Annotated in this window: 24 protein-coding genes; 14 read left to right on the top strand and 10 right to left on the bottom strand. The window is 70.5% G+C overall.

Going from position 1 to position 21,637, the window contains the following annotated elements; translation table 11 throughout:
* Nucleotides 1-57 precede the first annotated feature (57 nt).
* Nucleotides 58-1,107 carry an AraC family transcriptional regulator gene (locus tag I6J71_RS36185; RefSeq protein WP_204090966.1) on the top strand — a complete coding sequence of 350 codons (1,050 nt, stop codon included), beginning with the start codon at nucleotides 58-60 and terminating at the stop codon, nucleotides 1,105-1,107.
* Here I6J71_RS36185 and I6J71_RS36180 read toward each other — a convergent pair.
* Nucleotides 1,034-1,699, bottom strand: a complete 666-nt coding sequence (locus I6J71_RS36180; protein ID WP_204090965.1) for a TetR/AcrR family transcriptional regulator — start codon at nucleotides 1,697-1,699, stop codon at nucleotides 1,034-1,036. The two genes, I6J71_RS36185 and I6J71_RS36180, sit on opposite strands and share 74 nt — an antisense overlap.
* A gap of 195 nt (nucleotides 1,700-1,894) precedes the next feature.
* Here I6J71_RS36180 and I6J71_RS36175 point away from each other — a divergent pair, with 195 nt between their 5' ends.
* Complete coding sequence (locus I6J71_RS36175; protein WP_204090964.1) at nucleotides 1,895-2,212, top strand: hypothetical protein; 318 nt, start codon at nucleotides 1,895-1,897, stop codon at nucleotides 2,210-2,212.
* Nucleotides 2,213-2,467: 255 nt separating this feature from the next.
* On the opposite strand, the gene I6J71_RS36170 is transcribed toward I6J71_RS36175, so the two are convergent.
* The 3 genes from I6J71_RS36170 to paaI are packed head-to-tail and all read right to left on the bottom strand — an operon-like array spanning nucleotide 2,468 to nucleotide 4,771.
* Entirely contained in the window at nucleotides 2,468-3,061 is a 594-nt protein-coding gene (locus I6J71_RS36170; protein WP_204090963.1) for a TetR/AcrR family transcriptional regulator, read from the bottom strand.
* Nucleotides 3,062-3,095: 34 nt separating this feature from the next.
* Nucleotides 3,096-4,379 (bottom strand): phenylacetate--CoA ligase PaaK, encoded by a 1,284-nt coding sequence (gene paaK, locus I6J71_RS36165; protein ID WP_204090962.1) that lies wholly within the window; start codon nucleotides 4,377-4,379, stop codon nucleotides 3,096-3,098.
* Nucleotides 4,376-4,771, bottom strand: coding sequence for a hydroxyphenylacetyl-CoA thioesterase PaaI (gene paaI, locus I6J71_RS36160; protein ID WP_204097402.1), 396 nt, complete (start codon nucleotides 4,769-4,771; stop codon nucleotides 4,376-4,378). The genes paaK and paaI overlap by 4 nt, the downstream gene beginning before the upstream one ends.
* A 262-nt stretch (nucleotides 4,772-5,033) precedes the next feature.
* On the opposite strand from paaI, the gene paaZ reads away from it, so the two are divergent.
* The 6 genes from paaZ to paaE all read left to right on the top strand — a co-directional run bounded on the left by paaZ (nucleotide 5,034) and on the right by paaE (nucleotide 10,810).
* Nucleotides 5,034-7,061, top strand: coding sequence for a phenylacetic acid degradation bifunctional protein PaaZ (gene paaZ / locus I6J71_RS36155; protein ID WP_204090961.1), 2,028 nt, complete (start codon nucleotides 5,034-5,036; stop codon nucleotides 7,059-7,061).
* 20 nt (nucleotides 7,062-7,081) lie between these two features.
* Nucleotides 7,082-8,017 carry a 1,2-phenylacetyl-CoA epoxidase subunit PaaA gene (paaA, locus tag I6J71_RS36150; RefSeq protein WP_204097401.1) on the top strand — a complete coding sequence of 312 codons (936 nt, stop codon included), beginning with the start codon at nucleotides 7,082-7,084 and terminating at the stop codon, nucleotides 8,015-8,017.
* Between the two features lie 68 nt (nucleotides 8,018-8,085).
* Nucleotides 8,086-8,370, top strand: coding sequence for a 1,2-phenylacetyl-CoA epoxidase subunit PaaB (gene paaB / locus I6J71_RS36145; RefSeq protein WP_204097400.1), 285 nt, complete (start codon nucleotides 8,086-8,088; stop codon nucleotides 8,368-8,370).
* Nucleotides 8,371-8,383: 13 nt separating this feature from the next.
* Nucleotides 8,384-9,241, top strand: coding sequence for a 1,2-phenylacetyl-CoA epoxidase subunit PaaC (gene paaC / locus I6J71_RS36140; protein ID WP_204090960.1), 858 nt, complete (start codon nucleotides 8,384-8,386; stop codon nucleotides 9,239-9,241).
* Complete coding sequence (gene paaD / locus I6J71_RS36135; RefSeq protein WP_204090959.1) at nucleotides 9,235-9,732, top strand: 1,2-phenylacetyl-CoA epoxidase subunit PaaD; 498 nt, start codon at nucleotides 9,235-9,237, stop codon at nucleotides 9,730-9,732. Before paaC ends, paaD begins: the two co-directional genes overlap by 7 nt.
* Nucleotide 9,733: 1 nt before the next feature.
* Nucleotides 9,734-10,810 carry a 1,2-phenylacetyl-CoA epoxidase subunit PaaE gene (gene paaE, locus I6J71_RS36130; RefSeq protein WP_204090958.1) on the top strand — a complete coding sequence of 359 codons (1,077 nt, stop codon included), beginning with the start codon at nucleotides 9,734-9,736 and terminating at the stop codon, nucleotides 10,808-10,810.
* A gap of 1 nt (nucleotide 10,811) precedes the next feature.
* Here the strand turns inward: paaE and I6J71_RS36125 are convergent, their stop codons facing one another.
* The 3 genes from I6J71_RS36125 to I6J71_RS36115 all read right to left on the bottom strand — a co-directional run bounded on the left by I6J71_RS36125 (nucleotide 10,812) and on the right by I6J71_RS36115 (nucleotide 14,216).
* Nucleotides 10,812-11,918, bottom strand: coding sequence for an adenylate/guanylate cyclase domain-containing protein (locus tag I6J71_RS36125; protein WP_204090957.1), 1,107 nt, complete (start codon nucleotides 11,916-11,918; stop codon nucleotides 10,812-10,814).
* 3 nt (nucleotides 11,919-11,921) lie between these two features.
* The gene (locus tag I6J71_RS36120) at nucleotides 11,922-12,371 is read right to left on the bottom strand and encodes a universal stress protein (protein ID WP_204090956.1); all 450 of its coding nucleotides are present in this window, start codon (nucleotides 12,369-12,371) and stop codon (nucleotides 11,922-11,924) included.
* Nucleotides 12,372-13,046: 675 nt separating this feature from the next.
* Complete coding sequence (locus tag I6J71_RS36115) at nucleotides 13,047-14,216, bottom strand: chromosome segregation protein (RefSeq protein ID WP_204097399.1); 1,170 nt, start codon at nucleotides 14,214-14,216, stop codon at nucleotides 13,047-13,049.
* Between the two features lie 252 nt (nucleotides 14,217-14,468).
* Between I6J71_RS36115 and I6J71_RS36110 the strand changes: the two genes are divergently transcribed.
* Together I6J71_RS36110 and I6J71_RS36105 are read left to right on the top strand one after the other, a co-directional pair.
* A complete protein-coding gene (locus I6J71_RS36110) occupies nucleotides 14,469-14,837 on the top strand; it encodes an SPW repeat protein (RefSeq protein ID WP_204090955.1) in 369 nt (122 codons plus the stop codon).
* Between the two features lie 10 nt (nucleotides 14,838-14,847).
* On the top strand, nucleotides 14,848-15,420 hold the full coding sequence (locus I6J71_RS36105) for a TetR/AcrR family transcriptional regulator (RefSeq protein ID WP_204090954.1): 573 nt from the start codon (nucleotides 14,848-14,850) through the stop codon (nucleotides 15,418-15,420).
* A gap of 2 nt (nucleotides 15,421-15,422) precedes the next feature.
* Here I6J71_RS36105 and mce read toward each other — a convergent pair whose 3' ends face one another.
* Nucleotides 15,423-15,893 (bottom strand): methylmalonyl-CoA epimerase, encoded by a 471-nt coding sequence (gene mce, locus I6J71_RS36100; protein WP_370542019.1) that lies wholly within the window; start codon nucleotides 15,891-15,893, stop codon nucleotides 15,423-15,425.
* 130 nt (nucleotides 15,894-16,023) lie between these two features.
* Here mce and I6J71_RS36095 point away from each other — a divergent pair, with 130 nt between their 5' ends.
* From I6J71_RS36095 to I6J71_RS36080, 4 genes are all read left to right on the top strand, one after another.
* Complete coding sequence (locus tag I6J71_RS36095; protein WP_204090953.1) at nucleotides 16,024-17,211, top strand: acetyl-CoA C-acetyltransferase; 1,188 nt, start codon at nucleotides 16,024-16,026, stop codon at nucleotides 17,209-17,211.
* 30 nt (nucleotides 17,212-17,241) lie between these two features.
* Entirely contained in the window at nucleotides 17,242-17,691 is a 450-nt protein-coding gene (locus I6J71_RS36090; protein WP_204090952.1) for a hypothetical protein, read from the top strand.
* A gap of 302 nt (nucleotides 17,692-17,993) precedes the next feature.
* Nucleotides 17,994-18,449 carry a hypothetical protein gene (locus I6J71_RS36085; RefSeq protein ID WP_204090951.1) on the top strand — a complete coding sequence of 152 codons (456 nt, stop codon included), beginning with the start codon at nucleotides 17,994-17,996 and terminating at the stop codon, nucleotides 18,447-18,449.
* A 631-nt stretch (nucleotides 18,450-19,080) separates the two neighbouring features.
* Nucleotides 19,081-19,551: a peptidylprolyl isomerase gene (locus I6J71_RS36080; protein ID WP_370542018.1), complete on the top strand. Its 471-nt coding sequence runs from the start codon at nucleotides 19,081-19,083 to the stop codon at nucleotides 19,549-19,551.
* 84 nt (nucleotides 19,552-19,635) lie between these two features.
* Here I6J71_RS36080 and I6J71_RS36075 read toward each other — a convergent pair whose 3' ends face one another.
* Complete coding sequence (locus I6J71_RS36075; protein ID WP_204090950.1) at nucleotides 19,636-21,267, bottom strand: cation acetate symporter; 1,632 nt, start codon at nucleotides 21,265-21,267, stop codon at nucleotides 19,636-19,638.
* Nucleotides 21,267-21,632 carry a DUF485 domain-containing protein gene (locus tag I6J71_RS36070; RefSeq protein WP_204090949.1) on the bottom strand — a complete coding sequence of 122 codons (366 nt, stop codon included), beginning with the start codon at nucleotides 21,630-21,632 and terminating at the stop codon, nucleotides 21,267-21,269. The genes I6J71_RS36075 and I6J71_RS36070 overlap by 1 nt, the downstream gene beginning before the upstream one ends.
* Between the last annotated feature and the right edge of the window lie 5 nt (nucleotides 21,633-21,637).

Below are 21,637 nucleotides of genomic sequence, written 5' to 3'. Positions count from 1 at the left end.
GGACAGTTCCGGCCCTCGAGAGGCGCGGGCGGGGTCCTCTGATCGATAATTCCGGCCATGGCAGAGCTGGCAGCCCCCGCGGTCCGCGACTGGGACTTTCCCCGCGGCACCGCGAGCGTGCTGCTCATGCTCGCTTTCGCCGAGGACCATGGAGTGCCCGCGGAGAAGCTGCTGCCCGGCACTCCGCGCGAAGCGCTCGCCGGCCCCGAGAAACAGGTGGACGCGCGGCAGGAGCTGGCCGTCGCGCGTGCGCTCGTCGCGCACACCGGCGGTGGCGACGACCTCGCGCTGGAGCTGGGCCGGCGCTACCGCGTGACGACGTTCGGCATCTTCGGCTTCGCGTGCATCAGCAGCCCGACGATGCGCGACGCGATGGTGTTCGCGCTGCGCTACCTCGACTTGAGCTTCACGTTCTCCATCCCGCACGTGGAGCTCGACAGCCGCGGGATCGGCCTGGCGCTCGACGATTCGCGCGTGCCGGCCGACGTCGCACGGTTCCTCGTGCTGCGTGACCTGGCGGCGATCCACACGGTGATGAAGGACCTGCTGCCGGAGATCTCCGTGCAGGGCCTCGAGTTCGCGTTCGCGGCGCCCCCCTCTTCTGCGTCCTATGTGGACACCTTCGGTGTTGGGCCGCGGTTCGGCGCCGACCGCCACCGGGCGAGCTTCGACCCCGCGCTGCTGATGATGCCGCTGCCGCAGGCCAACGAGCAGACCGTCGCGCTGTGCGCGGCCCAGTGCGACGCGCTCGTGGCGCGCCGCCGCGAACGGTCCGGCATCTCGCAGCTGGTGCGGGAACGCCTGGTGCGCCTCGGCGGCGTCGACGCCGGCATGGCCGAGGTCGCGCGCCAGCTCACCGTGAGCCCGCGGACTCTGCGCCGCCGGCTCACCGAGGCCGGCACGGGGTACCGGCAGCTCGTGGACGAGGTCCGCCAGACCCTCGCCGAGGAAATGCTCGACACGGGCGCGTTGTCCGTGGAGGACGTCGCGCTGCGACTGGGTTACGCCGAGGCATCGAGTTTCATCTACGCGTTCAAGCGCTGGACGGGGATGACGCCGGCGGCCTACGCGCGGCGGTCCGCTCCGCGAGCACGGCCGGGTAGGTGACCTCGAGGAGGTTCATGATCGACTCCACGAGGAACGTCCGCAGCTCATCGCGCTTCAACGTGCCGCGGATCAGCCACTCGCGCGACGCGGCGCGCAACATGCCGCCGTACGAGCGGATCATCGCCCGCAGCTGTTCGCGGCCTTCGCTGACGTCGGTCATCAGAGCCGCGGCGAGCACGCGGTCGGCCGCGACGTCGTCGGCTTCCAGCATGATCCGCTCGATCTCCGGGTCGCGTCCCGCGGCTTCGGGGCCGATCGCCGTGAGCCACGCGTCGCGGTTGCGGTCGACCACGTCGATCCAGCGCTCGATGCCGACCTCCAGCCGGCGCCGGACCGGACCTTCCGGCAGCGCCTCGACCACGGGCGCGGGCACGATCATCATCTGCCGCACCACCTCGAGGTACAGCTCGCGCTTCCCGCCGAAGTAGTGGTTGATCAGGGGCCTCGCCACCCCCGCGGCCGCCGCGATGTCCGAAGTGGACACAGAAGCGTAGCTGCCGGCTCCGAACAGCCGCCGCGCCACCGCGAGGATCTCGGCCCTGCGTTCGGCCGGTTCCAGCCGGCGCCGCGTGGGCCGGGTTCCGGTGCTCATCGTGTCAGCCTCGTCGTCCGTGGTCGTGCTGTCAACAACTTGTTTACTGCGCGTAAAGGTCGTGCTTTGGTGCTGTACGGCAGGGTATTTCTCCGGTCGGGCGGCGTCGTTACCCAACCGGAATAACCGGCTGGTAACTTCGCCGCCCCGTCGCGCGACGGATGGACTGGGGGCCGGGCGCTGGGGTAGGAGCACATGAGCGATGCGGAGGGCGGCGCGACGGGGCCCACCGGGCGCTGGGTCAGCGTGCGCTTGCAACGCCGCCAGGTGTGGGTGGACGAGCCCGCCTGCGCGGACGACTGCACCGGGGACTGCCCGGTGGACCCGGGGTTGACGATGTCCTACGACGGCATCGCCATCAGCAACTACGCCGACGGCGAACTCGTGTCCGAACGCTGGATCCCCCTGGGTGCGGAACCCAGCGAGGAAGACGACGAGGTCCTCATCGAGCAACTGCGCGCTGCCATGCTCTGGCAGTCCCATCCCCCACCCCAGAGCACGACCGGCGATTGACGCCTGCCCGGTGGGACTCCCGGCGGGAAGTGTCACATCAGGACAGTCGGTGACGGGGATTCTCGTGCTGTGGCGGCACGTGAAGGTGGTTCGTCGCGCGGTGCGGCTGCGCGAACGTCTTCTGTGCGGCCGCCTTCGGGCAGCTTCGCCGGGCGGCCTTGACTGCTGCTCGTTGCGCGGAATCCGGCGCGAAAACCCTGGTGTGCGGTGGTTGTCGGATTCCGTCCCGGGAAACCCCCGGAAATCCCCGCCACGTCAGGACCGCAGGCCGTCGAAGGCCATTTTGCAGACGGCGTCCGCGAGGTCTTCGGCCGAGGAGCCGCGGCGGGGGCGGTACCACTCGATGAGCGAGTTCACGGTGCCGAACAGCAGTCGCGCGGCGACGGCCGGCTCGATGTCCGGGCGGACGTCGCCTTCGGCCTCGGCCTGTTTGACGAGGTCGGTCACGAGGTGGTCGAACTCGCGACGGCGGGCCAGCGCCGCGCGTTCCACTTTGGTGTTGCCGCGCACGCGCAGCAGCAGTGTCACGAACGGCAGGCGGTCGGCCAGTACGAGCACGCTGCCGCGCACGAGGTGTTCCAGGCGGTCGATCGCGCGGCCGTCCAGGCTTTCGGTCGACGCGGCAATCTCGAACAAGCCGTCCAGCGCCCGGTTCACGGCGAGCCGCAGGAGTTCTTCCTTGCTGGGCACGTGGTGGTAGATCGCGGACTTCGTGATGCCCAGCTTGCGCGACAGGTCCTCCATGCTGGTGCCGTCGTAGCCGCGCTCGTTGAACAGCTTGACCGCGACCCGCAGCAAGGACTCCAGGTCGTACCCGGGCCGCCCCCGCCGGGCCGGCGCGGTGCTCATGCCGTCTCCGCGGAGGGGAGCACGCCGGCGGTTGTCATGCCCGGTCCCGCTCGTCGATCACCCGGCGCATCTTGCCCACCGACCGCTCCAGGGTGTCCGGATCCACCACGTCGACCCCGACCGTCACACCGACGCCGTCCTTCACCCCGGCCATCAACGCGGCGGCAGCTGCCGTGCGCGCTTCGGCCGACGCGTCGTGGCGGGCCTCGACGCGCACGGTCAGGTGGTCGAGCCGCCCGCGCGTCGAGCGCACGAGCTGGAAGTGCGGGCTCAGTGCCTCCACGCGCAGCACGATTTCCTCGATCTGAGTCGGGAAGACGTTGACCCCGCGCAGGATGATGAGGTCGTCGCTGCGCCCGGTCACCTTCTCCATGCGCCGGAACGCCGGCCGCGCGGTGCCCGCCATCAGCCGCGTGAGGTCGCGCGTGCGGTAGCGGATGATCGGCAGCGCCTGCTTCGTCAGCGAGGTGAACAGCAGTTCGCCCTGTGCGCCCGCCGGCAGCACCTCTTCGCTGAACGGGTCGATCACCTCGGGGAAGAAGTGGTCCTCCCAGATGTGCAGGCCGTCCTTGGTCTCCACGCACTCCTGCGCGACCCCCGGCCCCATCACCTCGGACAGGCCGTAGATGTCCACGGCGTCGAGCGCGAACCGCTCCTCGATCTCCGCGCGCATCTGCTCGGTCCACGGCTCGGCGCCGAAGATACCGACCTTGAGCGAGCTCGCCCGCGGGTCCACGCCCTGGCGCTCGAACTCGTCGAGCAGCGTCAGCATGTACGACGGCGTGACCATGATGATCTCGGGCCTGAAGTCGGTGATCAGCTGCACCTGCCGAGCGGTCATGCCACCCGAAGCCGGGATCACGGTGCAGCCCAGCTTTTCCGCGCCGTAGTGCGCGCCGAGCCCGCCGGTGAACAGCCCGTAGCCGTAGGCCACGTGTACCTTGTGGCCGGGCCGCCCGCCGGCCGCGCGGATCGAGCGCGCCATCACGGTCGCCCACGTGTCGAGGTCGTCCTCGGTGTAGCCGACGACCGTCGGTTTGCCCGTGGTGCCGCTGGACGCGTGCAGCCGCCGCACCTGTTCCTGCGGCACGGCGAACATCCCGAACGGGTAGTTGTCGCGCAAGTCGGCCTTGGTGGTGAACGGGAACTTCGCGAGGTCCGCGAGCTCCTCGCAGTCGTCCGGGTGCACGCCTGCGGAGTCGAACTTCTTGGTGTAGAAGGGCACGTTGGTGTACGCGTGGCGCAGCGACCACTGCAGGCGCTCGAGCTGGAGGGCGGCGAGCTCGTCGGCACTCAGTCTCTCGGCGGTGTCTTTCATCGGGTTTCCCGGCTCTTTTCGATGACGCGGCTGCGGCCGCGGAACTCGGCGACGACCTCGGGTCCGCCGGGGGCGTCCCGGTGCACGGTGACGTCGTAGATGCCGTTGCGGCCGTAGCGGGTGCGCTCGGTGGCCGTGGCGACGAGGTGGTCGCCGAGCCGGCCTGCCGCGACGAACGAGATCTCCGCGCCGGCGGCGACGGTGACCGGCCCGTGGGTGTTGCACGCGAGGGCAAACGCGGTGTCGGCCAGCAGGAACAGGAATCCGCCGTGGGCGATGTCGTGGCCGTTGACCATCGACTCCGTCACCTTCATGGTGGCGACGGCGCGACCGTCGGCGGCCTCCACGAGCTCGATGCCCAGACCCTTCGACGCCTCGTCGGTGTCGAACATGGCGTGTGCCGCGTTGCGCGTCGTCACGGCCGGCGACCTCCCGGTGACTTGCTGAGGCATGTCCAACTGACCGAATGGCCGGTAATCAACCACCGACGTCAGTAAAGGCGGCCACCGGGTTCCGTGTCAAGCACCGGGACTTCCGATCAGGCGCCGCACCGGCTACGATGGAATTACTGAACGTCCGGTTGGTAAATCGGTTCAGGGTTCAGTGGTGGTTCAGGGTTCAGTGGTTCACGACACGGCGAGAGGGTCGGGCCCCATGGTTTTGCTCCGCAGCTACGTCTCCGGCGGCTGGCACACGGCGACGGACGAGGGAGTGCCGCTGCACGATGCGGCGACCGGTGAGGAGGTCGCCCGCCTGTCGTCGGCCGGCGTCGATTTCGCCGGCGCGCTCGACCACGGTCGCCGCGTGGGCGGCCCGGCCCTGCGTGAGCTCACGTTCCACCAGCGCGCCGCCCTGCTGAAGGCGCTCGCCTCCCACCTGCGTGAGCACCGCGAGGAGCTGTATGCGCTGTCGGCGCGCACCGGCGCCACACTGGGGGACTCGAAGTTCGACGTCGACGGCGGCATCGGCGTGCTGTTCAGCTACGCGTCGAAAGGCAAGCGCGAGCTGCCCAACGACACCGTGTACATCGAAGGAGCGGTCGAGCCGCTGAGCAAGGGCGGCACGTTCGTCGCGCAGCACATCGCCACGCCGCTGCGCGGTGTCGCGATCCAGATCAACGCGTTCAACTTCCCGGTGTGGGGGCCGCTGGAGAAGTTCGCGCCCGCGTTCCTCGCCGGGGTGCCGAGCCTGGTCAAGCCCGCGAGCCAAACCGCTTATCTGACCGCGAAGCTCGTCGAGCTCATCATCGAATCCGGGATCTTGCCCGAGGGTTCGCTGCAGTTCATCGCCGGCAGCGTCGGCGACCTGCTCGACCACGTGACCGCGCAGGACCTCGTGTCCTTCACCGGTTCCGCGTCCACCGCGCAGAAACTGCGCTCGCACCCGGCGGTGGTCCGCAACTCCGTCCGATTCAACGCCGAGGCAGATTCGCTGAACTGCTCGATCCTCGCCCCGGACGCGCGGCCGAGCACGCCGGAGTTCGACCTGTTCGTGAAGCAGCTGGTCACCGAGATGACGGTGAAGGCGGGCCAGAAGTGCACCGCGATCCGCCGCGCGTTCGTGCCGGCGGAGATGCTCGACGACGTCGCCGCGGCCGCGAGCGGGCGGCTCGCCAGGGTCGTGGTCGGCAACCCGGCCGCTGAGGGTGTGCGCATGGGTGCGCTGGCGAGCCTCGAGCAGCGCGAGGAGGTCCGCCGCTCGCTGAAGGCCCTGCTCGACGCCGGCAGCGTGGTGTTCGGCGACCCCGAGCACGTCGACGTCGTCGGGGCCGACGAGTCCACGGGCGCGTTCCTCTCACCGGTGCTGCTCAAGGCCGACCCGGAGCGCTCGGAGCCGCACGAGGTCGAGGCGTTCGGCCCGGTCTCGACGCTGCTGCCTTACACCTCGATCGAGCAGGTCATCGATTTCGCCGCGCGCGGCGGTGGCTCGCTCGCCGGCTCGATCGTGACGGGGGACCCGGAGTTCGCGCGGACCGTCGTACTGGGCGTCGCGCCCTACCACGGCCGGCTGCTCGTGCTGGACGCCGACGACGCGAAGGAGTCGACGGGCCACGGCTCGCCGATGCCGCAGCTCGTGCACGGCGGGCCCGGTCGCGCCGGTGGCGGTGAGGAGATGGGCGGCATCCGCGGCGTGCTGCACCACCTGCAGCGCACCGCCGTGCAGGCTTCGCCCAAGGTCCTGTCCGCGGTCACCGGCCGCTGGGTCGAAGGTGCGCCGCGTGTCGAGGGCGAGCACCCGTTCCGCAAGTCGCTGGCCGAGCTGCGCCCCGGCGACTCCGTGGTGGCCGGCCCGCGCACCGTGACGCGCGCCGACATCGACCACTTCGCCGAGTTCACCGGCGACACGTTCTACGCCCACACCGACGAGGCCGCAGCGGCCGCCAACCCGCTGTTCGGCGGGATCGTCGCCCACGGCTACCTGGTGGTGTCGTTCGCCGCGGGCCTGTTCGTCTCGCCCGAGCCCGGCCCGGTGCTCGCCAACTACGGCCTGGAGAACCTCCGGTTCCTCACGCCGGTCAAGGAAGGCGACGCGCTCACCGTCACGCTCACCGCGAAGCAGATCACCCCGCGCGTCGACCAGGAGTACGGCGAGGTCCGCTGGGACGCCGACGTCACCAACCAGAACGGTGAGTCCGTGGCGAAGTACGACGTGCTCACCCTCGTCTCGAAGGAGCAGCCGTGACCGAGACACTTTCTGGGACGATGTCCGAAGAGGACCTGCTCGGTCACTTCGAGCACACCATCGAACGCGACCAGCGCATCGAGCCGCGCGACTGGGTGCCCGAGGGCTACCGCAAGACGATGGTCCGCCAGATCGCGCAGCACGCGCATTCGGAGATCATCGGCATGCAGCCGGAGGGCAATTGGATCACGCGCGCGCCTTCCTTGCGGCGCAAGGCGATCCTGCTCGCGAAGGTGCAGGACGAAGCCGGGCACGGCCTGTACCTGTACTCGGCCGCGGCCACGCTCGGTGCCGACCGCGCGGACCTCACCGACAAGCTGATCTCGGGCCGGCAGAAGTACTCGTCGATCTTCAACTACCCGACGCTGACCTTCGCCGACGTCGGCGTGATCGGCTGGCTCGTCGACGGCGCGGCGATCTGCAACCAGGTGCCGCTGTGCCGCAGCTCGTACGGGCCGTACGCGCGGGCGATGATCCGCATCTGCAAGGAGGAGTCCTTCCACCAGCGGCAGGGCTACGAGCTGCTGATGACGATGATGAAGGGCACCGCGCAGCAGCGGGAGATGGTGCAGGAGGCCGTGAACCGCTGGTGGTGGCCGTCGCTGATGATGTTCGGCCCGCCCGACGCCGAATCGCCCAACACGGCGCAGTCGATGGCGTGGAAGATCAAGCGGCACACCAACGATGAGCTGCGGCAGCGCTTCGTCGACATGTCGGTGCCGCAGGCGGAGGCGCTGGGCGTGACGTTCCCGGACCCGGACCTGAGGTGGAACGCCGAGCGCGAGCACTACGACTTCGGCGCCGTCGACTGGGACGAGTTCAAGAACGTGCTGCAGGGCTACGGGCCCTGCAACAAGCAGCGCGTGGAGCACCGGCGCAAGGCCCACGACGACGGTGCCTGGGTGCGCGAAGCTGCCGTGGCGCACGCCGCCAAGAACCGTGAGGAGCGCAAGTGAGCGACCTGACCGCCGAGGGCGGCCATGGAGCCGTCCCGCTGGAGGGCGTGCCCGCCGCGTCCGGCACTGTGAAGCACGACTGGCCGTTGTACGAGGTGTTCGTGCGGGGCAAGCGCGGGCTGAACCACGTGCATGTGGGTTCCTTGCACGCCGCGGACGACCAGATGGCGTTGCACCACGCGCGCGACCTGTACACGCGCCGCAACGAGGGCGTGTCGATCTGGGTCGTGCGCGCCGACGACATCACCGCGTCCTCGCCGGACGAGAAGGACCCGTTCTTCGCGCCCAGCGGTGACAAGGTGTACCGGCACCCGACGTTCTACGACATCCCCGACAACGTTCCGCACATGTAAAAGGATGTCCGCTGTGTCTTTTGACAACGTGTACGAGGCCATCACCGAGGACAACGATGCCCGGTGGGCGTTCGGGACGGGTTTCGCGGATCCGCTGTCCGGTGTGGACACTTCGGTGCCGTCCGGGGTGGACGCCGCCGCGCTGGCGGCGTACTGCCTGATGCTGGGTGACGACGCGCTCGTGTTCTCGCACCGGCTGCAGGAGTGGGTCACGAACGCGCCGGAGCTCGAGGACGAGGTGGCGATCGCCAACATCGGCCTCGACCTGCTGGGCCAGGCCCGGCTGTTGCTGGCGCGCGCCGGGAAGGCCGACGGCACGGGCCGCTCGGAGGACACCCTGGCGTTCCTGCGGCCGGAGCACGAGTTCCGCAACGTCCGGCTCGCCGAGCTCGGCGGCGGCCACTTCGGGCACTTGATCGCGCGGTTGTTCGTGTTCTCGACGTGGCGGCTGGCGTTGCTGCAGCGGCTGGAGTCCAGTGTGGATCCCGTGCTCGCGGCGATCGCGGCCAAGGGCGTGAAGGAACTGGCCTACCACCGCGACTACGCGGCCCGCTGGGTCGTGCGGCTCGGCGACGGCACCCGGCGGTCGCACGAGCGCATGCAGGAGGGCTTCGACGAGGTGTGGCCGTACGTCGGCGAGCTCTTCCGCACGCACCCGCTGGAGCTCGTGGACGCGGCAACGCTCCGGCCGGAGTTCGACGCGGTGGCGGACCAGGTGCTGACCACGGCCACCTTGCAGCGGCCAACGGCCGGCGCGGTCGCGGGCGTGTCCGGGCGAACCGGCCGCGATGGTGTCCACACCGAGGAGATGGGCTTCCTGCTGGCCGAGCTGCAGAGCGTGGCGCGTGCGATGCCGGACGCGACATGGTGAGCACCACCGCTGCGGCCGTCGCGGCGACCGTCACCGACCCGGAGCTGCCGATGCTCACGCTCGCCGACCTCGGGGTGCTGCGTTCGGTGTCCGAAGAAGACGGTCGCGTGACCGTGGCCATCACGCCCACCTACACCGGCTGCCCGGCGATGGACACCATGCGCGACGACCTGGAGCACGCGCTGCTCGGCGCCGGCTACGCGGACGTCGAGATCCGCACGGTGCTCGAACCGGCGTGGTCGTCCGACTGGATCTCGGCCGACGGGCGGCGCAAGCTCGCCGAGGCCGGGATCGCGCCGCCGGGCGCGGCGCCACGGCGCGCGAGCGGACCGGTGCCCCTCACGTTGTCACCGCCCGTGTCACGCATCGCGTGCCCGCACTGCGGTTCGCTCGACACGGAGGAGCAATCGCGGTTCAGCGCCACCGCGTGCCGCGCGCTGCGCCGCTGCCGCGCGTGCCTGGAACCGTTCGAACACGTCAAGGAGATCTGAGTTGACCAGCACGATTTCCCGGCGCACCGGCTTCCACTCCCTTCGGGTGGCCGACGTCGAGCGGCTGTGCGACGACGCGGTCGCCGTGACGTTCGACGTGCCCGAGGAACTGGCGGAGACGTTCGCCTTCGCGCCCGGCCAGTCGCTGACACTGCGCCGCACGGTCGACGGGCGTGACGAGCGCCGTTCGTACTCGATCTGCGCGCCCGCCGGGCGGCGGCCGCGCGTGGGCGTCCGCCTGGTGCCGGAGGGTGTGTTCTCCACGTGGCTGGTCAACGAGGTGCGTCCCGGCGACGTCGTCGACGTCGCGGCACCGACGGGGACCTTCACGCCGGATCTGACCGCGGGCGGTCACCACGTGCTCATCGCGGCCGGCTCGGGGATCACACCGGTGCTGTCGATCGTCGCGTCGCTCCTGGAGACGCCGGACGCCACCGTCACCGTGCTGTACGGCAACCGGCGCACCGACACCGTGATGTTCGCCGACGAGCTGGCCGATCTCAAGGACCGCTACCCGGCCCGGCTGGAGCTCATCCACGTGCTCTCGCGCGAACCCCGCGAGGCCGAGCTGTTCACCGGCCGGCTCGACGCGGACAAGCTGCGCGCGCTGTTCGGTTCGCTCGTGCCGGTCGAGTCCGTGGACCACTTCTGGCTCTGCGGGCCGTTCGGGCTGGTCACGGGCGCACAGGAAGTGCTGGCCACGCTGGGTGTGCCGGAGTCCCGGGTGCACCAGGAGCTGTTCTACGTGGACGACGTGCCGCCGGAGCCGGTGAAGCACGTGGATCCGGCCGTCGCCGGCGCGTCCTCTGAGGTCACGCTGATCCTCGACGGGCGCTCGACCACGATGAGCCTGCCGCAGGAGTCGTCCATCCTGGACGGTGCGCAGAAGTTCCGGCCGGACCTGCCGTTCGCCTGCAAGGGCGGTGTGTGCGGTACTTGCCGGGCCCGCGTGACCGACGGCGCGGTGGACATGCGGCGCAACTTCGCGCTGGAGAAGTCCGAAGTAGACGCCGGGTTCGTGCTCACGTGCCAGTCGCACCCGGTGAGCGAGCGCGTGACGGTGGACTTCGACGAGTGACTCAGCGTCGCCGGCGGCCACGCCGGCCGACGGTGCGGTCGTCCGGGGTGTCCGGTTCGGAGGCGGCCCGGGTCGTGTCCGGCAGGCCCATCATCTCGGCGGCGCGTTCCTGGGAGGCGGCGAACATCCCGGCCGGCCGGTCTTTGGCGCGTCGCAAGGCCGACGGGCGCAGCCGGTTGTAGCCGCGCACGGCGACAGGCCGGCGGGTGCGCAGCTCGAACGCCGGCTCCTCGGCAAGCTCGGCCGCGAGCGCCCGGTCGATGAGCACGGTGCCGGGCCGGGCGACGGACGTCAGCCGGGCGGCGAGGTTGACGACCGAGCCGTAGACGTCGCCGAAGCGCGAAAGCACCTGCCCGAAGGCCAGACCGCCGCGCACAGCGGGCAGGGTGTCGGATTCCGCCGCGCGTTCCGCGAGCGTCAGTGCGATCTCCGCGCCGGACGCTGGGGAGTCCGTCACGTAGAAGACCTCGTCGCCGATCATCTTCACGATGCGGCCGCGGTGGTCGGCGATGACGCCGGCCGCCAGCGACTCGAACGCGTCGAGCACCGTGCTGAGTTCGTCTTCGTCGACCCGGCGGGTCATCTTGGTGTAGCCCACCATGTCGACGAAGCCGACGACCTGCGGGCGCGCTTCGAGGTCGTCGTCGGCCGCGAAGGCGCGCCCCGCGTAGGCCGCGAGGTGGCGCCGCCACACGAAGCTCTGCACCTGCTCCAGCTCGGGCAAGAGGCGCTCGACCAGCCGCGTCACCTGGCGGTCGGTGCGGGCCAGGTCCGGATGCTCGGTGATCAGCGACCACAGCAGGTGCACCTGCCACTCGGCCAGGCGCGACAGGTGCTGGCCGAGCGCGCGCGTCACCGCGACTTCGAGGTTGCCCGCGACGAGCCCCGACTGCACGAGGTTGTCGGCTGTGCGCATGGCTTCGACGTCGGCATCGGTGAAGACCACCTCGTCGTCTCCGGCGGTCGCGAACCCGAGGGCGCGCCACAGTCGGCGTGAACGTTCTTCCGGCACGCCGGCTCGCCGGGCGACTTCGAGGCGCGTGTACTTGCGGGGGCCGCCGAGGAGGAGTTCCTCGAGGCGCTGCTGCAGGCCGGGGGATTCGGGCACGGCTCAGGTGGTGTGCACGATGAGCACGTCCACACCCGACTTGCGCGCGACCTCGGACGGCACCGAGCCGAGGATCCGCCCGGCCAGCGTGTTGAGCCCGCGGTTGCCGACCACGAGCAGGTCGGCGCTGCGGTCGTGCACGACCTTCCGCAGCGTCTCCACCGGCTCGCCCTTCACGGCGACCGTCTCGACGTTCGCCGCGCCGGCCTTCGCCGCGCGGTCGCGGGCGCTCTGGAGCGTATCTTCGGCCGGGGCCGAGCCGACGACCTGGTACGCCTCGTCACCCAGTTCGTCCTGGGCCTTCTCGATGTCGTGCTTGCCGGCGGGGAAATACGCGCACACCACGACCAGCTTCGCGCCGGCGTCCGCGGCCACCCCGGCCGCCCGATCCACCGCGGCGAACGACGAATCCGACCCGTCCGTCCCCACCACCACGGTCCGATAGACAGCCATCCAGAACCTCCCGGCGATCCCGAAACGGGGCGGCGTCGCCCCTCTTGTCGGTTGTTCCGGAGGAAGGTTACTCGCCAGTCGGTTATCGTGCCGGGCACGGTGGGCACCGCTCCGGATTCCCTGGCCGGCGCAGATGTGGTCGGGCTGGCCAAGCTCGCGGAACCTCTGCCGGCGCCCGCTCAGGACGACGAGGCACCTGGCCTGCTGGCCGGCGAGTGGTGGCCGGTCCGGTCGGTCAAGCGGGTGGCACCCATGGCGCGTTCGGCCTGGCCATTCGGAGAAAGTCCACTGGCGCCGTGCGGAGACGACGGCCCTGCTGTTCGGCGCAACCAGCCGAGGTGAAGGAGGAATTCCCGCGATGACTTCGGAGGCGGGCGCCCTCGGTGCCGTGCGAGAAGGATGCCGCGACTGTTCGGTGCCTAGGCCGGGTGAGTTGGCCGGTCTGTTCCGTCAGCCGCCGGGACCCTGCCGCATCTTCGGCCTGGCCACGCCGGCGCAAGCCTGGCGGCGCCGTGCGGGGACGACGGTGCCCAGCCGGTTCGCGTGGGTGGCACCCAGGTCGGGGTCGTCAGCCGGCGCCACCGGGGATTCTCAGGCCTGCCGCGCGGGTGTGCCCCAACGGCGCCGTGCGGGAATGGCGGCGTCCGGCGGCGCTGCGCGCCTGCGCCGGCTTGATCAGTCGGTGCGCTTGCCGGGGCTCGGGGAGGGCTGGGCCTGGACCTTTGCCTTCGGCACGTCGGCGGTGTTGAGGCGGACCGTCTTCTCGACGTCGCCCTGCATCGAACCCGAACCCGAGCCCGAGTCGGCCGGCTTGGCCGGAGCGTCGGCCGGCTTCTTCGCCGGCGCCGGCGCGGCCTTGATGTCCGCCGGGATGTGCGTGTCCGTTTCGCCCAGGACGTGGTGGGCTTCGGCCAGCACGGTGCGGGCCTGGCGGACCTGGTCGGCCAGGCTGGTGCGGACGTTGCGCAGCGTTTCGACCCGCTCGTTGGCCTGGGTGATGCGCCGGTTGGACTCGTCGGTGGCCGTGCGGACGCGGCGGCGCGCCTCGTCGGCGGCTTCGGCGAGACGAGCGTTGGCCTCGGTGATCGAGTCCTGCTTGCGCTTGTTCGCGTCGGCCACGGACTCGCGCTGGCGCCGGTCGATCTCGGCGCGGGCTGCGGTTTCTTCTTCCAGCACCTTGGCGCGGATGGCGGCTGCGTCCTCGGCCGCTTCGCGCACGCGGCGTTCGGCCTCGGCCTTCGACGCGGCCTCCTGCTCGGCCAGCACGCGCATCGCCTCGGTGCGACGCGCGGCCATCGCGATCTCGAAGTCCTCTTCGACCTGCGTGCGGCGGGCCTCGGACTCGGCGTCGAGCTTCTGGCGCTCGGCTTCGGCCTTGTCGGTGATCGACTTGGCCTCGGCTCGGGCGTCCTCCAGCACCTTGCGGTGCTCGGCCTCCATCTCCTTGCGCCGCAGGTCGAGCTCGGTGAGGAGCTGCTCGTAACGGGCGCGCATGGCGCTCGCGTCGGTCTCCGCCTTGGCGCGGATGTGACCGGCCTCGGCCTCGGCGCGCGCCCGCGTGTCGGCGGCCTCGTCCTGCGCCAGCCGCAACATGCGCTGCAGGCGCTCGGACAGGCCTTCGACGCTCGTCGGCGGCTGCGCCAGGCGGTCGACCTGGCCGCGCAGGTCCGCGATCTCACCGCGCGCGATCTCCAGCTGCCTGGCCAGATCACCCGCCTGGGCGATGGCGGCGTCGCGGTCGGCGGTGAGCATCTTCAGATCGGCGTCCAGCCGTTCCAGATGTTCGTCGACCTGCGCTCGGCTGTACCCGCGCTTCGCCACGTCGAAGCCGGCTCCCAGCGGCACAAGCTCCCGTTCCTCGCCAAGGCTCATGGCCCTACCGTAGTCGCAACGCGGTCACGGACGGGTGAGCACCCACGCTGTCCTCGCGAGCGTGCGCCGAGCGGCCGAACACAGTAGCCCGATGGCTCGGACCTCCGACGAAAGCAGTCTCAACGGAACTGTGATGAACCATTCTTGACCGGCTGGCCAACCAAGGCGCATGATCGAACCAGGGAAACATCCTGAACAGCGAGTTCTCCGCGGAGGTGAGCACGAATGAGTGAAGTCTCGACGCGCGCCTGGACGAGGCCCCATGACTGGGCCGAAGTCGTCATCGGTGTTGTCGCCGCTCTTTCACCCCTTTGGCTGAGCACGAACACGATGACGGTGTGGACGATGGTGGTCCTCGGTGCGCTGATCGCCATCGACGGCCTGGTTTCGCTCGCGGCACCGGGTGCGGTCTACGGCGAAGGCATTCAGGTCGTCCTCGGGGTGTTGCTGTTCATCGCCCCGTGGGTGATGGGGTACACCGGGTTCAACGGGGCGTCCTGGACGTCCTGGGTCGCCGGTGCGCTCACGATCATCGCCGGCGCAGCCGCGATGCCGATGGCCAACGCCGCCCACCGGACGGCGGGGCAGCACTGAAGGAGCTGACATGACGGAGGACTCGGCGAGGGAGCGGATCCTGTGCGCGGCGGAAGCGCTCTTCGCCGAGTCCGGCTTCGACGCCACCCCGACGTCCCGCATCGCTGAGCGCGCCGGGGTGCCGAAGGGTCTCGTCCACTACTACTTCCGCCGCAAGTCCGATCTCCTGGCCGCATTGGTCGATCGCCTGCCCGACGAGCACATCGAGCCGTCGGCGGTGGTCGTGCCCGGTGACCTCGCGGGGTCGCTGCGCCGGCTCGTCTCGGAGCTCGACCGGCGTTTCACGGGTTCACTCGGCCTGTCGCACCTGCTCTGGCGCGAGGCCGACACCCACCACGTCGTGCGCGACGCCCTCGGCGACCGCTTCCAGCAGCTCGTGCGGCTCGTGCACTCGGTGATCGTCGCCGCGACCGGCGGGCGGCTCGCCGTCGCGGACATCGACAGCGCGTCTGGCCTGCTGGCCCGCGCCGTCAGCCACCGCCACGCCACGGCCCGCCACTCCGGCGACGACCGGCCCGCCGAGTTCGACGGCGAGCTGACGTTCCTCGCCAACGCCCTGTCCGCGAAGGCGCGCACCGACTGAGCTCAGTGCGCGGCGGGCTCCACGAGTTCGATGAGTACGCCCCCGGCGTCCTTGGGGTGCACGAAGTTCACGCGGCTGTTCGACGTGCCGCGCTTGGCCTCGTCGTACAGCAGCCGCAGGCCCTGTTCGCGCAGCGCGGCCGCGGCGGCGTCCACATCGGACACGCGGAAGGCGAGCTGCTGCAGACCCGGCCCGCTGCGGCCGAGGAACTTCGCGATGGTCGAGTCCTCGCGCAGCGGCGCGAGGAGCTGGATCATCGTCTCGGTGCCCGCGGTGCCGGGCGCGCGCAGCATGGCCTCGCGGACGCCCTGCTCCTCGTTCACCTCCTGGTGCGCGACCTCCAGGCCGAAGTGCTCCGAGTGGAACGCGATGGCCTCGTCGAGGTCGGGCACGGCGATGCCGACGTGGTCGATGGCCGTCACGAACGGCTTGAGCACGGCCCGCGCGTCGGTGTTCATGGAGGCAGGGTTCATGGGGGCAGGATAGGCGCCGGGCGAATCGCCCGGAGGTGACGTGCGTCCCCTCACACTGGCTCAATCAAGACAGCCCGGACGCGGGTAGAGTCGACAAACCGTAGGTGTTCGGAATTCTTGGGAGGACGACGTGTCCGGTTCCGTGATCCTGGGCGCTGCCCGTACCCCCATCGGGCGGCTCCTCGGTTCGTTGAAGGACTTCTCAGGAGCGCAGCTCGGCGGGGTCGCGATCAAGGCCGCGCTGGAGCGGGCCGGGGTGTCGCCGTCCGAGGTCGAGTACACGATCATGGGCCAGGTCCTCACCGCTGGTGCGGGCCAGATCCCGGCTCGGCAGGCCGCGGTGGCCGCGGGCATCCCGATGGACGTGCCGGCGCTGACCATCAACAAGGTCTGCCTGTCCGGCCTCGACGCCATCGCGCTCGCCGACCAGCTCATCCGCGCCGGCGAGTTCGACCTCGTCGTGGCCGGCGGTCAGGAGTCGATGACGCAGGCACCGCACCTGCTGCCGAAGTCCCGCGGCGGCTTCAAGTACGGCGACGTCACCATGCTCGACCACATGGCCTACGACGGGCTGTTCTGCGCGTTCGACCAGGTCGCGATGGGCGCGTCGACGGAGAAGCACAACGCCCGCTACGGCATCACGCGCGAGCAGCAGGACGAGTTCTCCGCGCGCTCGCACCAGCGCGCCGCCGCCGCCATCGAGGCCGGATTCTTCCGCGAGGAGATCGCCCCGGTCACGATCCCGCAGCGCAAGGGCGACCCGATCGTCTTTTCCACCGATGAGGGCGTCCGCGCCGACACGACGGTCGACGGGCTGGGCAAGCTGCGCCCCGCCTTCGCCTCCGACGGCACCATCACCGCCGGCTCGTCCTCCCAGATCTCCGACGGCGCCGCCGCGGTCATCGTGGCGAGCCCCGAGAAAGCCGCGCAGCTGGGCCTCACGCCGCTGGCCGAGATCGGCGCGCACGGCGTGGTCGCGGGCCCGGACGCCTCCCTGCACGAGCAGCCGTCGAACGCGATCCGCAAGGCGCTGGCCAAGGCGAAGCTGGACGTGAGCGACCTGGACCTCGTGGAGATCAACGAGGCGTTCGCCGCCGTCGGTGTGGTGTCGAGCGAGAAGCTGGGCCTGGACCCGTCGAAGGTCAACGTGAACGGCGGCGCGATCGCCCTGGGCCATCCGATCGGCGCCTCGGGTGCGCGGCTGGCGGTGCACCTGGTGCACGAGCTACGCCGTCGCGGCGGCGGCCTGGGCGCCGCGGCCCTGTGCGGTGGCGGCGGTCAGGGTGACGCGCTGCTGCTGCGGGTGCCTTCTGCCTGATCCTGCGGTCTTGTCGAGCCGGGTGGCCTGGTGGCCGCCCGGCTCGTTTTTTGTGCGCCAGTGCATGTGCAGGCGGCTGCGGCATCCGGGTGCATCCCGGCGAAGATCACCACGACCCTCTTTCCTATCAACCTGACCGACGCGGGGCGGGACCTGCCGCACGGGCACACCGCGCTCATCACCTTCAGCAAGCACGACGCCGACGAACGCCGCCGCCTGCTCGAAGGTTCGGGCATCGCGACGCAGAGCCTCGAACACCACACGGGCGCGTCCGACGACCGCATGAAGGTGGGCACCGTGCACCGCGCGAAGGGGCCCGACTTCCGGGCAGTGCCGGCCGTCCAGTTCCCGCCGCGCGATGCCGCGAACAGCGATGCCGCGCGGCAGGAGGCGAAAGAGCTGCGCAGCCGGCAACGGCTCGTGGCGGCCACCCGGGCGCGGGACTTCCCGTGGTGGGGTGTGGTGGACGATGCGGCGTGAGATCGGGCGTGTTGTGCTGCTTCGTACAACGGCTTCGTCACCGCGTCGCTGAACTGCGGGCCCACCAGGTACCGCGTGCAGCCGTCGGGTGCGGTGCACGGCTTGCCGACGCGTCGAAGAAGCCGGCGTGCGTGTTGTCGCCGACGACGGTGCCCACGCCGGTCGCCGGGTCGAAGTCTTGCCGGGTCGAAGTCGCGGGGGCGGGAACCGCCGCTGGAGCCGCCGCCCATGACGCAGGCGGTGCCCCACTGGTCGGCGGAGTCGGGGGCGTCCGGGGTGCCCGGCCAGTGGCGGGCGGGGCCGTGGCAGAAAGCGAGGCGGGCGCCCGTGTATTCGGGCAGGCCTTCGCGTGCGGGCTCGCCGGCGGCGCGCGGGTAGCCGAACTGGTGCACGCCCGTGTCGCCGGGCAGGTCGAAACCCAGGTGCTGGGCGGCGCCGACGGTGTCCTGTACCGGTCGGCCGTCGGCGCCGGCATCGAGGACGACGAAGGCCTGGTCGTACGTGTCGGACTTCCGGGCGTCGATCTGGTCGTTCCGCAGCCAAGTGCGGTCCGCGACGCCGGCGCGGGCGACGAACTTCCCGTAGGGCGCCTGCCCGTCGTGGTAGCCCGGGACGAACATCGAGTGGGCGTTCCACGCGTTGTTCTCCCCGCGGAGGTCGGTGTTGTTCACGCAGTGGCCGGCCGTGACGATCGTGCTGCGGTTGGCGCTGTCGACGACCGTGGCGGTGCAGCTGGACGTCCGCACCGTGATCGGTGAAGAAGAGCCGCCCGACGGTCGGGGCGGGCCGGGTCCACGGCGCCCCGTCGGGCTCGGCCTTCGGCGGGTTGCCCGACGACGGTTGCGTTAGGGCGTTCAGCCGTTCGGGGGGCCAGTAGTCGAGCACGGCCTGCTGCTCGGCGGGCGAGGGGGCCAGGGGCTGCACGAGGGGACCGGTCGCGGCGGACGCGACGCTCGGCGCCACGACCGCGACGGAGGCGGCCGCCACCACGGTGAAGAAGATTCGGGTGATCATGCGCGGAACGCCAGGGAACAGTTGTCAGGAGCCGGTCAGCGTTTCGTGAGGCCCCGATTTCGCTGGAAGCCGGGTGGTCCGGACCTTCCTGTACTGCGGTTCTCGAACGGGAGAGTTACCACGATGAAGAGGTTCCTTGTCACCGCGCTGGCCGTCGGCGCCCTGTTCGCCGCCGGGGGTCCCGGCCGCGCAAGCCGCGCCGGCGCGCACCACGCACGGCGCCTGCCAGTACACCGAGACGCCGGACGAGCCCGCCGCCCGCCCCGTCCCGCTGCCACCCGACCCGCGCCACACGCCCGACCGGGGCGGGGTCGACGTCGCCGTGCTCACCAACCAGGGCCCGCTCCCGCTGCGGCTCGACCGCGCGGAGGCGCCGTGCACCGTGCGGAGCTTCCTGCACCTGGCCGCCACGGCTTCTTCAACCGCACGATCTGCCACCGCCTCACCGCGTACCCGACCCTCAAGGTCCTCCAGTGCGGCGACCCGTCGGCCACCGGCGAGGGCGGCCCGGGCTACAGCTTCCGCGACGAACTGCCCACCACGCTCCCGCCGGCGCCGAACGACCCGACGGGGCAGCGCCGCACGTACTCCCGTGGCCTGCTCGCCATGGCCAACGCCGGCCCGGACACCAACGGCAGCCAGTTCTTCCTCGTCTACGGCGACTCCAGCCTGTTGCCCGGCTACACCGTTTTCGGCACCGTCGGCGCACCCGGCCTGCGCACCCTGGACCGCATCGCCGCCGGCGGCATCCAACCGGATGCCGGCACCCCACCCGGCACCACTCCCGTCGACGGCAAACCGGTGCGGACGACGCAGCTGAAGCTGGTGCTGCCGCTGGGGTTCTGAAACCCGCTGTCGGAGCTGCCGCTGCGAAGGCGATGAAAAAGCGGGCCGGGGCGACACGCCCCGGCCCGCTTGTCCACCGCGAGCTCAGTGCTGCACAGCCTTCTCGGCCCCGGCACCCGTCAGCGCCCGGACCTCCATCTCGGCGTACTTCTTCGACGTCCGCTCCTTGGACAAGACCGTCCCGAGCCACCCGAGCAGGAACGCCACCGGGATCGACACCAGGCCGGGGTTGTCGAGCGGGAACCAGTGGAAGTCGACACCCTGCAGCATCGACGGGCTCTTGCCCGTCTTGGCGTCGATCGGCTTGCCCGACACCGCCGGGGAGAACACGATGAGCACGATCGACACGACCAGCCCGCCGTAGATGCTCCACAGCGCGCCCTGGGTGTTGAAGCGCTTCCAGAACAACGAGTACAGGATCGTCGGCAGGTTGGCCGAGGCCGCGACGGCGAAGGCGAGCGCCACGAGGAACGCCACGTTCTGCCCGTTGGCCAGGATGCCGCCGAGGATGGCGACGGCGCCGATGACCACGGCCGTCCAGCGGGCGACCCGCACCTCGGAACCCGTGGAAGCCTTGCCCTTCTTCACCACGTTCGCGTACACGTCGTGCGCGAACGAAGCCGACGCGGTGATCGTCAGACCAGCCACCACGGCCAGGATCGTCGCGAAGGCGATGGCCGACACCAGGCCCAGCAGCACCGGGCCGCCGAGGTTCAGGGCCAGCAGCGGAGCCGCCGAGTTGACCCCGCCGGGCGCGGCCTTGATGTCGTCCGGGCCGACGAGGGCGCCGGCACCGTAGCCGAGGACCAGCGTGAACAGATAGAACACGCCGATCAGCACGATCGCCCACACCACGGAGCGGCGGGCGTCGCGCGCGGTCGGCACGGTGTAGAAGCGCATCAGCACGTGCGGCAGGCCCGCGGTGCCGAGGACCAGCGCGATACCGAGCGAGAAGAAGTCCAGTTTGGACGTTCCCGTGGCGCCGTACTGCTTACCCGGCCCCAGCAGCGTCTCCCCGGCCTTGCCGGCCTTGTCGACGGCGCCCTGCAGCAGGGCGGAGAAGTTGAAGCCGTACTTGCCGAGCACCCACAGCGTCATCACGAGCGCGCCGATGATCAGCAGGGCGGCCTTGATGATCTGCACCCACGTGGTGCCCTTCATGCCGCCGATGAGCACGTAGGCGATCATGATCACGCCGACGATCGCGATGACCACCGACTGCGCCGCCTTGCCTTCGATGCCCAGCAGCAGCGCCACGAGGCCACCGGCGCCGGTCATCTGCGCCAGCAGGTAGAAGAACGAGACGATCAGCGTCGAGATCGCCGCCGCGGCGCGGACCGGGCGCTGCTTCATGCGGAACGCCAGCACGTCGCCCATCGTGAAGCGGCCGGTGTTGCGCAGGAGCTCCGCCACGAGCAGCAACGCGACCAGCCACGCGACGAGGAAGCCGATCGAGTACAGGAACCCGTCGTAGCCGTACACGGCGATGGCGCCGGCGATGCCGAGGAACGACGCGGCCGACAGGTAGTCACCGCTGATCGCGATGCCGTTCTGCGGGCCGTTGAACGCCCGGCCGGCGGCGTAGTAGTCGGACGCCGTCTTCGTGTTGCGGCTCGCGCGGAACACGATCACCAGGGTGATCAGCACGAACACCGCGAAGATGATGATGTTGAGCGTCGGGTTGCTGCCCTCGACGCCCGCGGCGAGGGTTTTCATCAGCGCTCCTTCTCGGCCGGGCTCTCGGCCGGGTTCTCGATGTCTTCGCGGATCCGCTCGGACAGCGGGTCGAGGTTCCGGTTGGCGTAGCGCACGTACAGCCACGTGATGAGGAACGTCGACACGAACTGCAGCAGGCCGAACAGCAGGCCGACGGTGAAGTTGCCCGCGAGCTTCGTGCTCATGAAGCCGTGGGCGTAGTCCGCCAGCAGCACGTAGAGCAGGTACCAGGCGAGGAACAGCACCGCCATCGGGAAGACGAAGCGGCGCAGCCGCGTGCGCAGCTGCCTGAATTCGGCACTCGACTGGACTTGTTCCCAGGTGTCCGGTGGTTCGCCGGACACGTCGGTGTCGGTGGGACTCATGGCTA

It is taken from the genome of Amycolatopsis sp. FDAARGOS 1241 (genome assembly GCF_016889705.1).
GTDB lineage: Bacteria > Actinomycetota > Actinomycetes > Mycobacteriales > Pseudonocardiaceae > Amycolatopsis.
Note: the sequence above shows the minus strand (reverse complement) of the source record. Positions and strands in the feature narration are given on the sequence as shown.

What these genes read in the sequence shown, in the direction of transcription:
- I6J71_RS36185 (WP_204090966.1), top strand. Translation starts at nt 58, where the DNA reads ATGGCAGAGCTGGCAGCCCCCGCGGTCCGCGACTGGGACTTTCCCCGC.
- I6J71_RS36180 (WP_204090965.1), bottom strand. Translation starts at nt 1,699, where the DNA reads ATGAGCACCGGAACCCGGCCCACGCGGCGCCGGCTGGAACCGGCCGAA.
- I6J71_RS36175 (WP_204090964.1), top strand. Translation starts at nt 1,895, where the DNA reads ATGAGCGATGCGGAGGGCGGCGCGACGGGGCCCACCGGGCGCTGGGTC.
- I6J71_RS36170 (WP_204090963.1), bottom strand. Translation starts at nt 3,061, where the DNA reads ATGAGCACCGCGCCGGCCCGGCGGGGGCGGCCCGGGTACGACCTGGAG.
- paaK (WP_204090962.1), bottom strand. Translation starts at nt 4,379, where the DNA reads ATGAAAGACACCGCCGAGAGACTGAGTGCCGACGAGCTCGCCGCCCTC.
- paaI (WP_204097402.1), bottom strand. Translation starts at nt 4,771, where the DNA reads ATGTTCGACACCGACGAGGCGTCGAAGGGTCTGGGCATCGAGCTCGTG.
- paaZ (WP_204090961.1), top strand. Translation starts at nt 5,034, where the DNA reads ATGGTTTTGCTCCGCAGCTACGTCTCCGGCGGCTGGCACACGGCGACG.
- paaA (WP_204097401.1), top strand. Translation starts at nt 7,082, where the DNA reads ATGTCCGAAGAGGACCTGCTCGGTCACTTCGAGCACACCATCGAACGC.
- paaD (WP_204090959.1), top strand. Translation starts at nt 9,235, where the DNA reads ATGGTGAGCACCACCGCTGCGGCCGTCGCGGCGACCGTCACCGACCCG.
- I6J71_RS36120 (WP_204090956.1), bottom strand. Translation starts at nt 12,371, where the DNA reads ATGGCTGTCTATCGGACCGTGGTGGTGGGGACGGACGGGTCGGATTCG.
- I6J71_RS36110 (WP_204090955.1), top strand. Translation starts at nt 14,469, where the DNA reads ATGAGTGAAGTCTCGACGCGCGCCTGGACGAGGCCCCATGACTGGGCC.
- I6J71_RS36105 (WP_204090954.1), top strand. Translation starts at nt 14,848, where the DNA reads ATGACGGAGGACTCGGCGAGGGAGCGGATCCTGTGCGCGGCGGAAGCG.
- mce (WP_370542019.1), bottom strand. Translation starts at nt 15,893, where the DNA reads ATGAACCCTGCCTCCATGAACACCGACGCGCGGGCCGTGCTCAAGCCG.
- I6J71_RS36075 (WP_204090950.1), bottom strand. Translation starts at nt 21,267, where the DNA reads ATGAAAACCCTCGCCGCGGGCGTCGAGGGCAGCAACCCGACGCTCAAC.
- I6J71_RS36070 (WP_204090949.1), bottom strand. Translation starts at nt 21,632, where the DNA reads ATGAGTCCCACCGACACCGACGTGTCCGGCGAACCACCGGACACCTGG.